Annotated in this window: 10 protein-coding genes; all 10 read left to right on the plus strand. The window is 64.8% G+C overall.

Annotated elements, in window-relative coordinates:
• Positions 1-2 precede the first annotated feature (2 nt).
• On the plus strand, positions 3-3,827 hold the full coding sequence (locus tag FNA46_RS13600) for a phage tail length tape measure family protein (protein ID WP_143125750.1): 3,825 nt from the start codon (positions 3-5) through the stop codon (positions 3,825-3,827).
• Positions 3,824-4,246 carry a hypothetical protein gene (locus tag FNA46_RS13605; protein ID WP_143125751.1) on the plus strand — a complete coding sequence of 141 codons (423 nt, stop codon included), beginning with the start codon at positions 3,824-3,826 and terminating at the stop codon, positions 4,244-4,246. The genes FNA46_RS13600 and FNA46_RS13605 overlap by 4 nt, the downstream gene beginning before the upstream one ends.
• A complete protein-coding gene (locus tag FNA46_RS13610; RefSeq protein WP_143125752.1) occupies positions 4,243-4,767 on the plus strand; it encodes a hypothetical protein in 525 nt (174 codons plus the stop codon). The genes FNA46_RS13605 and FNA46_RS13610 overlap by 4 nt, the downstream gene beginning before the upstream one ends.
• Entirely contained in the window at positions 4,764-5,186 is a 423-nt protein-coding gene (locus tag FNA46_RS13615) for a C40 family peptidase (protein WP_143125753.1), read from the plus strand. Before FNA46_RS13610 ends, FNA46_RS13615 begins: the two co-directional genes overlap by 4 nt.
• Positions 5,183-8,536: a TipJ family phage tail tip protein gene (locus FNA46_RS13620; RefSeq protein ID WP_210245878.1), complete on the plus strand. Its 3,354-nt coding sequence runs from the start codon at positions 5,183-5,185 to the stop codon at positions 8,534-8,536. The genes FNA46_RS13615 and FNA46_RS13620 overlap by 4 nt, the downstream gene beginning before the upstream one ends.
• A 7-nt stretch (positions 8,537-8,543) precedes the next feature.
• A complete protein-coding gene (locus FNA46_RS13625) occupies positions 8,544-10,748 on the plus strand; it encodes a carbohydrate-binding protein (protein WP_143125754.1) in 2,205 nt (734 codons plus the stop codon).
• Positions 10,749-10,917: 169 nt separating this feature from the next.
• Entirely contained in the window at positions 10,918-11,103 is a 186-nt protein-coding gene (locus FNA46_RS26640; protein WP_143125755.1) for a Com family DNA-binding transcriptional regulator, read from the plus strand.
• Positions 11,087-11,263, plus strand: coding sequence for a hypothetical protein (locus FNA46_RS26065; protein ID WP_185969851.1), 177 nt, complete (start codon positions 11,087-11,089; stop codon positions 11,261-11,263). Before FNA46_RS26640 ends, FNA46_RS26065 begins: the two co-directional genes overlap by 17 nt.
• Positions 11,260-12,348 carry a GNAT family N-acetyltransferase gene (locus FNA46_RS13635; RefSeq protein ID WP_143125756.1) on the plus strand — a complete coding sequence of 363 codons (1,089 nt, stop codon included), beginning with the start codon at positions 11,260-11,262 and terminating at the stop codon, positions 12,346-12,348. The genes FNA46_RS26065 and FNA46_RS13635 overlap by 4 nt, the downstream gene beginning before the upstream one ends.
• Positions 12,345-12,893 carry a formyltransferase family protein gene (locus FNA46_RS13640; RefSeq protein WP_143125757.1) on the plus strand — a complete coding sequence of 183 codons (549 nt, stop codon included), beginning with the start codon at positions 12,345-12,347 and terminating at the stop codon, positions 12,891-12,893. Before FNA46_RS13635 ends, FNA46_RS13640 begins: the two co-directional genes overlap by 4 nt.
• Positions 12,894-12,968 lie beyond the last annotated feature (75 nt).

The following is a 12,968-nucleotide window of genomic DNA, read 5'->3' on the forward strand; positions in this document are numbered from 1 at the left end:
CGATGACCACCCCGCTGAAACTCCAGGCCGTCGTGACGCTCGACGCCAGCCAGGTTCCGGCTGGTGCGCGCGCCACCAGGGCCGAGATCGCGGGGATAGGAACCGAAGCGCAGACCGCGACGTCGAGACTGCAGGCGCTGATCAACGCGCAGATGGGTCTCGGCGCGCCGGCAGCAAACCAGAATGTCCGGGAATGGACCGGGGCGCTTGCCATGCAGGGCCGCTCGCTGGACGAGTTGCGCGCGAAATACAATCCGCTGTTTGCCGTCATCAGCCAGTACAAGACGCAGCTGACCGAGATCCGGACGCTGCACGCGCAGGGCGTCCTCTCCACCGACGAGATGACGGCAGCCATTTCGCGCCAGCGTCAGGCAGCGCTGGCCTCGATCGATGTGATCAAGGGCCGCAACAGGGCGCTCGGAGGAAGCGACGGGGCTGCCCAGTTTCGACGCCAGAACCTCACCTATCAGGCCTTCGACGTTGGCCAGTCGCTGGCCGGCGGCATGCCGATCGGCATGGTGCTTGCCCAGCAGGGACCGCAGATAGCGCAGATCTATGCCGGCCAGGGCGGCGTGAATGCAGCCCTAAAGGATCTGGGCAGTATCGCATCCGGAGCCGCCCGGCTCATCACCCCACTGACGGTCAGCATTGCCGGCCTCGCCGCTGTTGCCGTGACAGGCGCCACTGCCTGGTCGAGCTATCTGCAGTCGACAAAAGAGGTGGAAACGGCCGCCAAGGGCCTTGGCCTGGCGGTCGCGGGCACCTCGGCCGAGATGGAAGCCTCGGCGCACGCCGGGGCATCTGCCGCCGGGATCTCGGTGTCGGCCGCACGCTCGATGGAAGCGGGCTTTCTGCGCACCGGCCGCATCGGGTCGGAAAACTTCGAGAAGCTGATCGCCATCAGCAAGGACTTTGGCGCGACCATCGGTCTCGATGCAGCCTCGGCCGGCGATGCGCTGGCAGAAATGTTCGCCGACCCGGCCAGGGCCGCCCAGACGCTCTACCAGCAATACGGCCTGATCAGCGCGGCAACCGCACGCCAGGCGACGAACCTTGCCCAGCAGAACCGGGCCTCGGAGGCACAGGCGGTGCTGCTCGACGCCCTGCCGCAGCGCCTAGCCAGCGCGACAGAGGCGACGACAGCGCTCGGCCGGGCGTGGTCGACCGTCTCGACGGCTGCCGGCAATGCCTATGACGCGCTCGGCCGAACAGTCGATCGCGCCCTTTCCGGTCCCTCCCTTGACGAGCAGCTCGCCGAAGCACGAAAGGCCCTGGCGCAACTGCAGTCCGGTCCGTCCGGCGTCCTCAGCCTCCTGTCACCCAGCGGCATGCTGCAGGCGCGCGCCGCGACACGCGTGCAGGAACTGGAAGAGCAAATCCGGCAGCGCGACGCACAGGAAGCCGCCCGCCGGCGTCAGGCGGAAGAGATCGCCCGCAGCCGTGCCGTGACATCCGTGATCGACACGTCCGGCGCCGGTTCCGATCGCCGCCGTATCCAGGCCCTGCAGAACGAAATCGCCACGCTTCAGAGCGGCGCCGGCCTCACGGGCATCAACGAGGACGAACGCACCGCAACGCTCGAGGCCAAGCAGCGGGTGCTGGACAGTCTCGTCAACCGGCAGCAGCGCCTGGCCGAACTGGACCGACTGGACATCCAGATCCAGACCGAACGCAATCCGTTGGTGCGGGCCGACCTTGAGGCGCGGCGCACCCGCCTGGAGATGGCCGGCGAGGAGAATGCGGCAACATCGATCGAGATCGAGGCGGCGCGGGCGCGCAACCGCGTGATCGCGGAAACGATCGGCAATGCGCGTACCCAAGCACAGGATATGCGGACGGAACTGGAAACCCGCATTCGGCTGAATGGACTCGTGAATGCCGGCTCCATCACAACCGCCGACGCGAACCGGATGCTCCAGGAAGAACTGACGCTACGGCCCCTGATTGCCGCAGCGGCCGTAGCAGAAGGGGATGCGAAACAGCGGCTCAACCAGCAGATCGCTGATCTCCGCGCCGGATATGCCGGTCTTGCCGAGCAGGAGAAGCTGGCGTCCGCACAGGAATACCTGCGCGGCCAGAACGAGCGCATGGAAAAGCTGCGTGTCGAACAGTCGCTGATCGGCGCAAACGACACTGTGCGGGAACGCTCGATCGCCCTCTTGGAAGCCGAACAGGAAATCCGCCGGCGCGGTCTTGCATCAAACAGTGGCCTTGCAGCGCAGATCCGCGCCGAGGCGGATGCCATGGCGGTGATGAACCGGCAGATCGAAAAGCAGGCCGATGCCTGGGGTAAGGTGCAGGGCAGCGCCGAAAACGCCATTGACGGGATCGTAGACGGGCTTTCGAGCGGCGACATCTCCGGCGCGCTCGAAGGCATCGCCAAGGATATTTCCGGGACGCTGATCGATATCGGCATCAAGACGCCGCTGAAGAATGCCCTGCTCCGGACAGACAAAGGCACGCTCTCGGATGTTGGCGGCATCGGCGGGATCATCGGTCGCCTGTTCGGCGGCGCGACGCCTGCAGATCCGAGCGCCATCGTCTCCAATGCCATGGGCCGCAGCGTCGGCTCCATGTCGGTCATGGCAGGCACCGTCGTCATCAATGGCGGCCTCGGCTCCGGGCTCGGTGGCGTCGGCAGCCTGATCGGCGGGGCAGCCAACAGCAATGTTGCCGGCGGGCTGGCATCGAGCGCGGTTGACAAGGCCATGGGCCTGATCGGCGCCAACGAACTCAGCCAGCGCACCGATATCAATTCCTTCCTGCGCGCCGGCGGCGTCGACATCGATGCCGCGACGACGGCCTGGTGTGCCGGCTTCGTCAACTCGGCCCTCAAGCAGGTCGGCATCGACGGCACGGGATCACTGACCGCGAATGCCTTCCAGAACTGGGGCCGCGCGATCGATCCGTCCCAGCTGATGCGGGGCGACATCCTGCTGCAGACGCGCGGTCTCGACGCTGGCAGCACCGGCGGGCATGTCGGCTTTGCCACCGGTGCCAGCCGCCTGTTCGGCGGTCAGCAGCAGTTCCAGATGCTGTCGGGCAATCAGCAGGATTCGGTGACGACCAGCTGGATCAATGCGTCCGAACTGCAGATCCGCCGGGCAACGGAAGCCGCATCGTCCCTTGCCTCGCTTGCCGGCACCTCAGGCGCGGCGACGCAAAATCTCGGCGTCTTCGGCAATGGGCTCGGGCAACTCGCAACAGGCCTTGGCCAGATCGGGAATATTGCAGCGAATGGCGGCGCCTCGGCTGGCGGCGGCTTCTGGTCGTCGCTGCTCGGCGGGATCGGCCGGCTGTTCGGCGGCGTCGCGCCGACCAGTTCGGCCTGGGCCGCCAACACCACGCTCGGCTCCTTCCTGGTCAGGGGGTATTCCAGCGGCGGGGCGACCGGTGGTTCCGATCCCGCACGCGTTGCCGGCCTCGTGCACGAGAAGGAATATGTCTTCGATGCCGCGTCTACAGCCGCGATCGGCGTCCACAATCTTGATGCGTTGCGGCGCATGGCGCGCGGCGGCGGGAAGACCGGCTTCGACACCGGCGGCTATGTCGGCTCGATCGCCCCGGTCTATGCCAGCGCCAACAGCAACACCCGCACCGCTGATCCCTATTCGTCCGGTTCCAGCGATCGTGGCTCCTCGATCGTCATCCACAATTACGGCCGCGACCAGGTGCAGGCAGAGGAGCGGACCGACCCGCAGGGCCGCCGGCAGACCGTGATCCAGGTCGGACAGATCACCTCGGCCGCCGTGGCCCAGCGTGGCAACCCGCTGCGGCGTTCGCTGCAGACCGAGTTCGGCGTGAAGCCACAGAGGGTGGCCCGATGACGATTGCCACCTGGCCGGCCGAACTGCCCAAGCCCGAACGCGCCACCTGGTCGTCGCTGCTGCAGGAGGCACGGCTGCGCCGCGCCTCCGACGCGGGACCGGCCGGCTACCGCCGCCGCTTCTCCAACGTTGCCAAGGTTGTCACCCTCTCCGTGCTGCTCGATGCCGATCAGCGGGCACGGTTCGACAATTTCTTCGAACATGACACGAAGAAGGGCTCGCTGCTGTTTCGCATGCCGGACCCGACGACGGACGGCTGGGCGCTGCGCACAAGTGGCGGCTCGCTGCTGCTGACCAGTGACGACCAGCCGATGCTGATCGCGGCGATGTGGCTATGCACCTTCGGCGACCAGTTGCCCACGGAAACCATTGTCGGGATCGACTTCCGCAAGACCTTCACGGTCGAGGTGATGCCATGAGACGCGTTTCGCTGAACGCCCGCCTTGCCCAGGATGCGGAAGCCACGGCCGAGCTTTATGTCGTGCTGTTCGAGATCAACCATCCGCAACTGACCCAGCCGATCCGGCTGTCCACCGACAACACCGAACGTCTCTCCGACGATCCGCTCTATTACGGCACCCGTTCCACCTGGCGCGGCGCCAATCCTGTCACGGAACCATTCCTCTGGGTCGTCGCCTCGACGGTGCTGCCATCCGACCAGGAGGACGCCCCGGCCTCGGCGACGCTCATTCTCGAAAATCTGGATGCCGACATGGCGCGCCTCGTCCGCTCCTTTGTCGACATCGCAACGATCCACATGGCCGTGGTGCTGGCCTCGTCGCCGAACCTCATCGAGCTTGAATACACCGACCTCGAAATCATCTCGGCCGAGATCGATGCCGGCGAGATCAAGCTGTCGATCACGCGCGAAGAAATCGAAAACGAATATTTTCCGGGCGGCCGCATGAGCCGCGACGGGTTTCCGGGGCTTTACCTATGACCGATTGGACGAACCGTTTCGTCGGATTGCCGTTTGCCGCCTTCGGCCGCGACCGCTCCGGCTGCGACTGCTGGGGGCTGGCCTGCCTCGTCTATCGCGAGGAATTGCAGATCAGCCTTCCGGATTACCTCGGTTACACGTCCGTCGATGAACATGCCGAGATTGCGGCGCTCGTTGCCGATGCCAAGGCGTCGCCGGTCTGGCTGCCGGTTACCGGACCGGTCGAACCCTTCGATCTCGCCGTCTTCCGGCGCGGCCGTCTCGACAGCCATGTCGGCATCGTCGTGCAGCACGGCCTCATGCTACATGCGGCCGGCGAGGATTGCGCCAAGGTCGAGAGCTATCTGGCGCATCCGTGGCGCCATCGTTTGACGGGCGTTTACAGGCACATCGAACGGGTTTCGAGGGCAGTTCGATGAGTAAGCGGAAGGGCCTCGTTTCCGTCCTCGCCGCGCCGGCGCTCGATCCCGGTCATGGTCGCATCACGGCAGAGTTTCCCGAAGGCATGACGATCGCCGAGATCGTCGACCAGGTACTGCCCGATCGGGCCATCGGCCGCGAATATATCCGCGTGGCGCTGGTCAACGATCGCGGCGTCCAGATCGTGCCGCCGGCGATCTGGCACCGGGCCTATCCGCATGCCGGCGTGCGCGTCATCATCCGTGTCATTCCCGGCAAGAACGCGCTCCGCTCGATCCTGCAGATCGTCGTCTCGATTGCGGCCATCGCGCTCGGCCAGTTCTGGGCGGCCAGCCTCGGCTTTGTCAGCGGCACCATCGGGTTTTCGGTGGTGTCCGGCCTGATCGGCATAGGCGTTTCCGTCCTCGGCAATCTCCTGATCAACGCGCTCATCCCGCCGGAAAAGCCGCAAACGCAGGAACGCGAGAACCGCTATGCGATCAGCGGCTGGCGCAACCGCCTCGACCGTGAAGGCGCAGTCCCGGTCGTGCTGGGCAGGATCCGCTATGCACCGCCCTTCGGCGCGCTGTCGCATAGCGAGATCGTCGGCAACTGGCTCTATATCCGCTCGCTGTTCAATTTCGGATACGGGCGTGTCCCTCTCAGCGGCATGCAGATCGGCGAAACGTCAATCTCGGAATATGACGAGATTTCGACCGAGGCGACCGAAGGTCTTTCCAGTGATCCGCCAATCTCGCTGTTCCCCCGCCAGGTGGCCGAGGAAACCATCGGCGCCGAACTGACGCGCCCCTATCCGCGCGACGACCTCGGCGAGATCATCAGCGGCAGCGCGGCAAAAGAGACGCCGGTAACGCGCACCACCGGTGCGGACGCCTCCGGCGCCTCGATCATCTTTGGCTGGCCGGCCGGCCTCTATGCCAGCAACGACAAGGGCGGCACCAATGCCACGACCGTCTCGCTGAAGATCCAGCACCGGCTGGTCACGCCGGACGATGGCGCCGCCTGGACGGATGTGACGACGCTCAATGTCACCGCGCGGTCACTGGAAGCCTTCTATCGCCAGCACAGCTGGACATTCCCCACGCGCGGCCGATGGGAGATCCGCGTCATCATGCTGACGCCGGAGGCGACCGACATCAAGGTTCAGCAACGCACCACCTGGGCAGCGCTGCAGACCATCCGCCCGGAATATCCGATCGCCTTCGGCAAGCCTTTGGCCCTGGTCGGCCTGCGCATCAAGGCCACCCATCAACTGAACGGACAGCTGGACAATTTCAGCGCCGTGGCCTCGCGCATCTGCCTCGACTACGACCACACGACAGGCTCCTGGATCGAACGGGCGACCAGCAATCCGGCATCGATCTATCGCTACGTGCTGCAATCACCCGCCAACCCGCGCCCCGCCAGTGATGCCGGCATCGATCTCGATCAGCTGGCCGACTGGCATGACTTCTGCCGGGTCAAGGGTCTCAAGTTCGATGCGGTCATCGACGATCCGTCCCTGTCGATCGGCGACGTGCTGAGACAGGTTGCCGCCGCCGGCCGTGCCACCAAGCGGCATGACGGCATGCGCTGGGGCGTCGTGATCGACCGGCCGCAGACGCTGGTCGTCGATCACATCAACCCGCGCAACGCCTATAACATGCGCGCCACCCGCACCTATATCCGGCCCCCGCATGGCTTCCGGGTAAAATTTCTCGACGCCACCAATGACTACAAGCCGGCCGAACGGCTCGTGCCCTGGCCGGGCCATAGCGGGCCGATCACGCTGACGGAAGCGCTCGACCTGCCGGGCAAGACCGACCCCGCCGAGATCTGGCGCGAGGCCCGCCGGCGCATGTACGAGGCACTCTATCGCCCGGACATTTACGAGGCCTCGCAGGACAGCCCGGTGCGGGTGGCAACGCGCGGTGACCTCGTCATGCTGTCGATGGACATCCTGGATCGCACCCAGGCAACCGCACGCGTCCGCTCAGTCGAGGGGAGGCTGATCGAGCTTTCGGACGCGGTCACCATGGATGCCGGCGTCACCTATGCCGTGCGGTTTCGCGTGTTCGGCGATGCCGAGGACACGATCGGCACGTCCGTCGTGCGAACCGTCACGACGTCCCCCGGCGAGACGCGGTTGCTGCTGCTGAACGAAGGTGGCGACATGCCTGATGTAGGCGACATCGTGCATTTCGGGCGATCGACCAGCGAGAGCTTTCCCGTCGTTATTCTCGACGCGGAAGCTGGAGAGAACATGTCGGTGCATTACCGGATGGTGGATGCAGCCCCGATCATCGACGAACTGACCGACGAGGAGGTGCCGCCGGCCTGGAACGGTCGCGTCGGTTCGGAAATCGATCTTGGTTCGGCCGTGCCGCCGACGCCGCGCATTACCTCGATTGCGACCGGCTTCAGCGGCACGGGCCAGGTTGGCGCGATCACGCTTTTGATCACGCCTGGCACCGGCTCCGTGATCACGGCGAGCTATCGCCTACAGCATCGGCTGTCGGGCGCCAGCACCTGGACGCCGATCGACATCCCGGCATCCAACGGCGGGGCGACAATAACCGGCTATGCCACCGGGAATGTGGTGCAGCTTCGCGCGGCCGCAATTGCACAGGATGGCACGGTCGGCGCCTATACGGCCGTGGTCAGCGTGACGGTGGGTGATGGCGATGCGGCCGCACCCGGCGCCCTCGACGCCGGCATGATCTCGATCGGGCCGCTGCTCGGGGGCGCCGTGGTGCAGTGGTCGACCTCGGACGATACCGCAACGACGCAGGTGCAGATCTACCGCTCCACCTCCGCCATCCTTAACCGGGCAACAGATGCGGTCGGCAGCCCGATCCAGGTCGTGCCGTCGCGTTCCTATTCGCAGCCGATCGGCGACGCCACGCGCGAAAACCTGCTCACCAACGGCAGCATGGACAACAGCGGCACATGGACGCTTGCAGCGGGCTGGACAATTGCTGACGGCAAGGCAAGCCATACGCCCGGTACAGCCGATGCGATCAGTCAGCCGCTCGCAGCCGTCAGCGGCAAATACTACCGCATCTCGGCGCTGCTGGCGGACATCACGGCCGGAACGGTGACGCCCAGGCTGACGGGTGTTTCCACCCGCGCAGGCACGAGCCAATCGAGCAACGGGATCTTCGCGGATCGCATCCAGGCGACCGCCGGCAACGATACGCTGTCGTTCCTGGCGAGCAGCACCTTCGACGGATCGATCGACAATGTCGTCGCCTATCTCGAAACCGCGACCTGTCTCGCCCAGGGCAGCCATCACATCTGGCTTGAGCCCCAAAACTCCGACGGCCTTCCGGGGCCTTTGTCGGGTCCATTCACCGTTAACATCCGCTGAGGTAACCATGGCAGACGGCCCCAGAACAACCAACCTGAACCGCGTTGCGATGAGCGACGAAGTCATCGTCAACAGGGCTAATTCGACCGGCCTGCAGGCGATCCAGGATCTCGCCATGCAGTTGGCCGGCAGTGGCGCGATTGCCTCCGCACTCAACGCAATCGCGCTGGTCTCGGCTGCGGATTACGCCCGCGTTTCCTACGCCGCGCTGAATGCCGTCACCGGCGCCTCCAACGGGCAGACGGGTATAGCCCTCGTCGGCGCCGACCGTGGCATCTATGAGCGCCAGTCAGGCGCCTGGGTGCGCGTTGCCGATCTGCCATCGGATACCGGACAGGCGGCGGCCGAGGCGGCGGCGGCGGCAGCGGATGCCGATCGGATCGTGGCACAGGCGGCCGCCTCCGAGGCGCTTGCGCATCGCACGGCCATCGAGGCGACCGAGGATCGCATCGAGGCCGCGACAGCGATCATCACCAATTATCGCGGCGCCTGGACTACAGGCACCGCATACGCGGTGCGCGATACCGTGATGCAGGGCGGCGTGCAGTATATCTGCACGGTGGCGCACACGGCCGGCACCTTTGCGACGGATCTCGCCGCGCCTCGCTGGCAGATCTACCAGGGCGCCGCGCTGGCCGATCTCGCCAGCCAGTCCAGCACGGCGCTGGGCGCCGGCATGATCGGCTACGAGCGGCAAAGGACGACGGTGGCATCCCGGCTGGAAGGCGTATCACTGCTTGAGGGCAAGCATAATCTGAGGGATTTCTATAACGCCCTCTACACCTACAATCCGGGCATTTCGCCGGGAGCTTCCCCCTCTGGCTTCATCGGGATTGGCTACTACGGCGACAGCGTCTCGCCCCATGTCTGGGCGTCTTTCGTCCAGCAGATCTTCCAGGCGATCCCGCAGGGCGCCGTGATCGGCGGCACCTCCTTTTCAATCCCCGGCCCATCGCCAGCGACCTTTACGGGGTCCTATTTTAACAGCGGCAGCGCGGTGGTGGATTGGTACGCAAACGACGGCGCCGGTGGCAAGGCGGACTTCACGTACCTTCCTTCCGGCGGACATCTGACGCTGTTTGATGCAGCGACAATGACCATCGACATGGGGCAGCAAAACGGATTTGCCACCATGCGTGCCTACTTCGCGAAGGGGCCTGGGATGGGCACCGCGACTGTCCAGTTGATCAATCGCGATACCAATGCGGTGATCGACACGCAGACGATCAATCTGGCGGACAGCGCGCTGGGCGGCGCAAAAGTCCAATGGAACGTGTCAGCCAGCGTCAAGTACAAGATGGTGATCACCGCGAGCGGGCAAGTCGTCGTCCTCAGTGGATTTTGTGGCGGTTTTCGCTCGCACGGTATCGTCCCGCTGGGCTTTGGCCGCGGCGGCAGCATTCTCAGCAACAACAACTATTCCTCGAACGCGATTTTCGCGTATCTGATGGCCGAGTTTAACTGCAAGCTCATGTTCATCCAGGCGAAGGAAGAGAACGCTGCGGTCAATATCCCGGCGACTTTCAGCCGTTTCGCCAGCCTGCCGGCCTGCTCCCTGCTGGTAATCGGCTCTCTGCCCGACGTGACCTCCGAAGCGTCCCAGCTGGCGATCCAGAAGATCTGGCGTGACAACGCGATGGCCAATTATGCCGCCTATTTCGACGGCTACCGTGCCTGCCGCAACTACACCGAACTTGTCCGCCTCGGCTGGATCACCGACGGCACGCACCCGCTCGAACCGGCAAACCGCTTTGTGGCGCAGTTGTTGCACGGGGAGTTGGGCATCCTGGAAACCTTCGGCACCAAGGTTTATCGCAATGTCGCCGCAGGTGAGGTCAAGGCAAGCGCCTTCCGTATTCCCAAGAGTGGATATTCACTCGGTGACGCCGCTCCGACGATCGACTTCGTACAGCCATACGGTGGCGGGGATCCGGATCGCGCCATCCTGAAATTCATTCGCGAACTATGGTTTGGAGATCCGACGGCCGCCAACGTCATGCGGCTATCCCAGTATGGCAACTTCGGTCTGGATATCTCTGACAAGGACGGCACCGGGATGGGATTGCGGCTCGGCAACATTATCGAGCTACGCAATCAGGCGGTCACGACAGCAGCACCTGGTCCAGGCGGAGCCGGCGTCCTGCCGACAACGCCTGCAGGATATATGCAGTTCGCCATCAACGGCCAACAGCGGCGCATTCCCTACTACTGAGCATGGGTTTCGTCCGGCGCTTAGCCGGGCGGCCGGTGCGCATCATGCGCACCGAACGACGGGCTCAAAGTTTGGCGACCTGACCCGTCCGACAGCGATACACGATAACTGTCGCACCCGTACCCTGCAGGGCGAAGGAGGTGTGACTGAGTCGTGAGCATATGGAAAGATGAGAGACATTCGCTGCGGAAAGTGCTCGGCGCTGCTGTTTAGGGCTGAGCACGACGCAATAAGTAATGTAATAGAGATCAAGTGCCGCCGCTGCGGCACCCTCAACCACCTGAGGCCGATTGAGCCCGCATCCGATCGCCAGGAGCGACAACCGGATCGGGTCCTCCATGAAATCCAGCGATAAGCTCCCTCGCCTGCCACGCGGCGCACCGGGCGCCAACGGCCACGTCCACCGTCAGCAACACGGCGTCATTCTCGTCTGCTCGGACGAGCAGGCCCAACAGCAACTGTTCGAGGCCTTGCAGGCGCTGAAGGCCTGCAAGATCAAGGTGGTCTGCACATGAAGATCGTGGTCCAGAACGCCTGCGCGGACTTCGACAGCTACCGTGCGGCCCGCGTGAAATCCCTGTTCAATGTCGAGGACGGCAGCCGGTTCGAGAAAGTAGCCGACCTGCCGATCGAGGACGACGCCTGGCAGATCGGCCTGATCGTCGGTCCGTCCGGTTCCGGCAAGACCTCGCTCGGCCGCCGGATTTTTGGCGAGGACAGGATTGCCTCGGCGACATGGCCAGACGATCGGCCGATCATCGACGCCATTGCACCCGATGGGCGTTTCGACGATGTGACGGCAGCCCTTGCCTCGGTCGGCCTGGGCTCGGTGCCCTCCTGGCTTCGGCCCTACTCGGTCCTCTCGAATGGCGAGCGCTTCCGCGCCGATCTCGCCCGGCTCATCTGCGAACGGCCGGCCGAGGTGGTGATCGACGAGTTCACCAGCGTGGTGGACCGGCAGATTGCCCGCATCGGCGCGCTCGCCTTCGGCAAGGCGTGGCGGCGGGGCAGCGGCAAGGCGGTCATGCTCTCCTGCCATTACGACATCATCGACTGGCTCGACCCGGACTGGATCTACGACACCGCGACGGGGCAGTATTCCGGGAGGTATCTTCGACGACGGCCGCCGATCACCCTGGAGATCCGCGAAACCGGCTGGCGATGGTGGCGCTATTTTGAGCCGCATCACTATCTGAAGCTCCCGCACATGATCGCCGCCACCTGCTACGTCGCCTTTGTCGAGGGAGAACCGGTGGCGCATGTGGCCGTCTCGACCCGGCCGGGCCTTGTCGAGGCCCGTGCCTGCCGCCTGGTCGTCATGCCGGAATGGCAGGGCGCCGGCGTGGGCTTACGGTTCCTGAATGCGGTCTGCGGCGCCTGGCGCCGGGGGAAGAACCGCTACGGCAAGCCGATGCCGACCCTGTTCCATACCTCCCATCCCGGTCTCGCAGCAGCGCTCCGGCGGGACAAGCTCTGGGCACAGGTGTCAAGCACCTTGCATGGCGGCAGGAGCAGCGTCGGCGTCAAGGGCCGATACGGCGGCCACTTCCGGGCCGTTCAGGGCTTCCGCTATATCGAAGGCGCGGAGGTGCGCGCATGAAGATCGGGCTGATTGGTCAGAAATGGCTGGCGGCCGAAGTGTTCAAGGCCCTCAACGATCACCACGACATGGCCTTCGTTGCCGTGCCGCGCGCCAGCGACCGCCTCTATGCCCTCGCCATGGCAGCCGATGTGCCGGCCATCCTCTATGGATCGACGGGGCTCGATGCACTTGCGGGCATCTCCGTCGATCTCCTCATCTGTGCCAATGCCTTCGTGTTCGTGCCGGCATGGGTCCGGCAACAGGCACGCGATACGATCGGGTTTCATCCGTCGCTTCTGCCGCTCCACCGGGGCAGAACCGCCGTGGCCGACGTGATCGCAGCCGGTGAGCGCATCACCGGCGGCACCGTCTATCATCTGACCGACGAGATGGACGGTGGTCCGGTGGCGTTTCAGGACTGGTGCTTCATCCAGGAGAACGAAACGCCGGCCGATCTCTGGCGACGAGCACTGGCGCCGATGGGGCTGGAACTGCTGACCAGGGCGGTCGACCATCTTGCCGTCTATGGCTTCATCCCGGCAGAGGAACAGGCCATCCTTTGAAGGGTGTTTGAAGGGGCTTTGAGACCGTTTCGAAGCCCCTTCGATCTTGTTCATATGGCGGCTTTCACGCTACCG

Source organism: Affinirhizobium straminoryzae, assembly GCF_007004135.1.
Lineage (GTDB): Bacteria > Pseudomonadota > Alphaproteobacteria > Rhizobiales > Rhizobiaceae > Neorhizobium > Neorhizobium straminoryzae.

Excerpts from the sequence above, each read along its gene's own strand:
- FNA46_RS13600 (WP_143125750.1), top strand. The coding sequence starts at position 3 with ATGACCACCCCGCTGAAACTCCAGGCCGTCGTGACGCTCGACGCCAGC.
- FNA46_RS13605 (WP_143125751.1), top strand. The coding sequence starts at position 3,824 with ATGACGATTGCCACCTGGCCGGCCGAACTGCCCAAGCCCGAACGCGCC.
- FNA46_RS13610 (WP_143125752.1), top strand. The coding sequence starts at position 4,243 with ATGAGACGCGTTTCGCTGAACGCCCGCCTTGCCCAGGATGCGGAAGCC.
- FNA46_RS13615 (WP_143125753.1), top strand. The coding sequence starts at position 4,764 with ATGACCGATTGGACGAACCGTTTCGTCGGATTGCCGTTTGCCGCCTTC.
- FNA46_RS13620 (WP_210245878.1), top strand. The coding sequence starts at position 5,183 with ATGAGTAAGCGGAAGGGCCTCGTTTCCGTCCTCGCCGCGCCGGCGCTC.
- FNA46_RS13625 (WP_143125754.1), top strand. The coding sequence starts at position 8,544 with ATGGCAGACGGCCCCAGAACAACCAACCTGAACCGCGTTGCGATGAGC.
- FNA46_RS26640 (WP_143125755.1), top strand. The coding sequence starts at position 10,918 with ATGAGAGACATTCGCTGCGGAAAGTGCTCGGCGCTGCTGTTTAGGGCT.
- FNA46_RS26065 (WP_185969851.1), top strand. The coding sequence starts at position 11,087 with ATGAAATCCAGCGATAAGCTCCCTCGCCTGCCACGCGGCGCACCGGGC.
- FNA46_RS13635 (WP_143125756.1), top strand. The coding sequence starts at position 11,260 with ATGAAGATCGTGGTCCAGAACGCCTGCGCGGACTTCGACAGCTACCGT.
- FNA46_RS13640 (WP_143125757.1), top strand. The coding sequence starts at position 12,345 with ATGAAGATCGGGCTGATTGGTCAGAAATGGCTGGCGGCCGAAGTGTTC.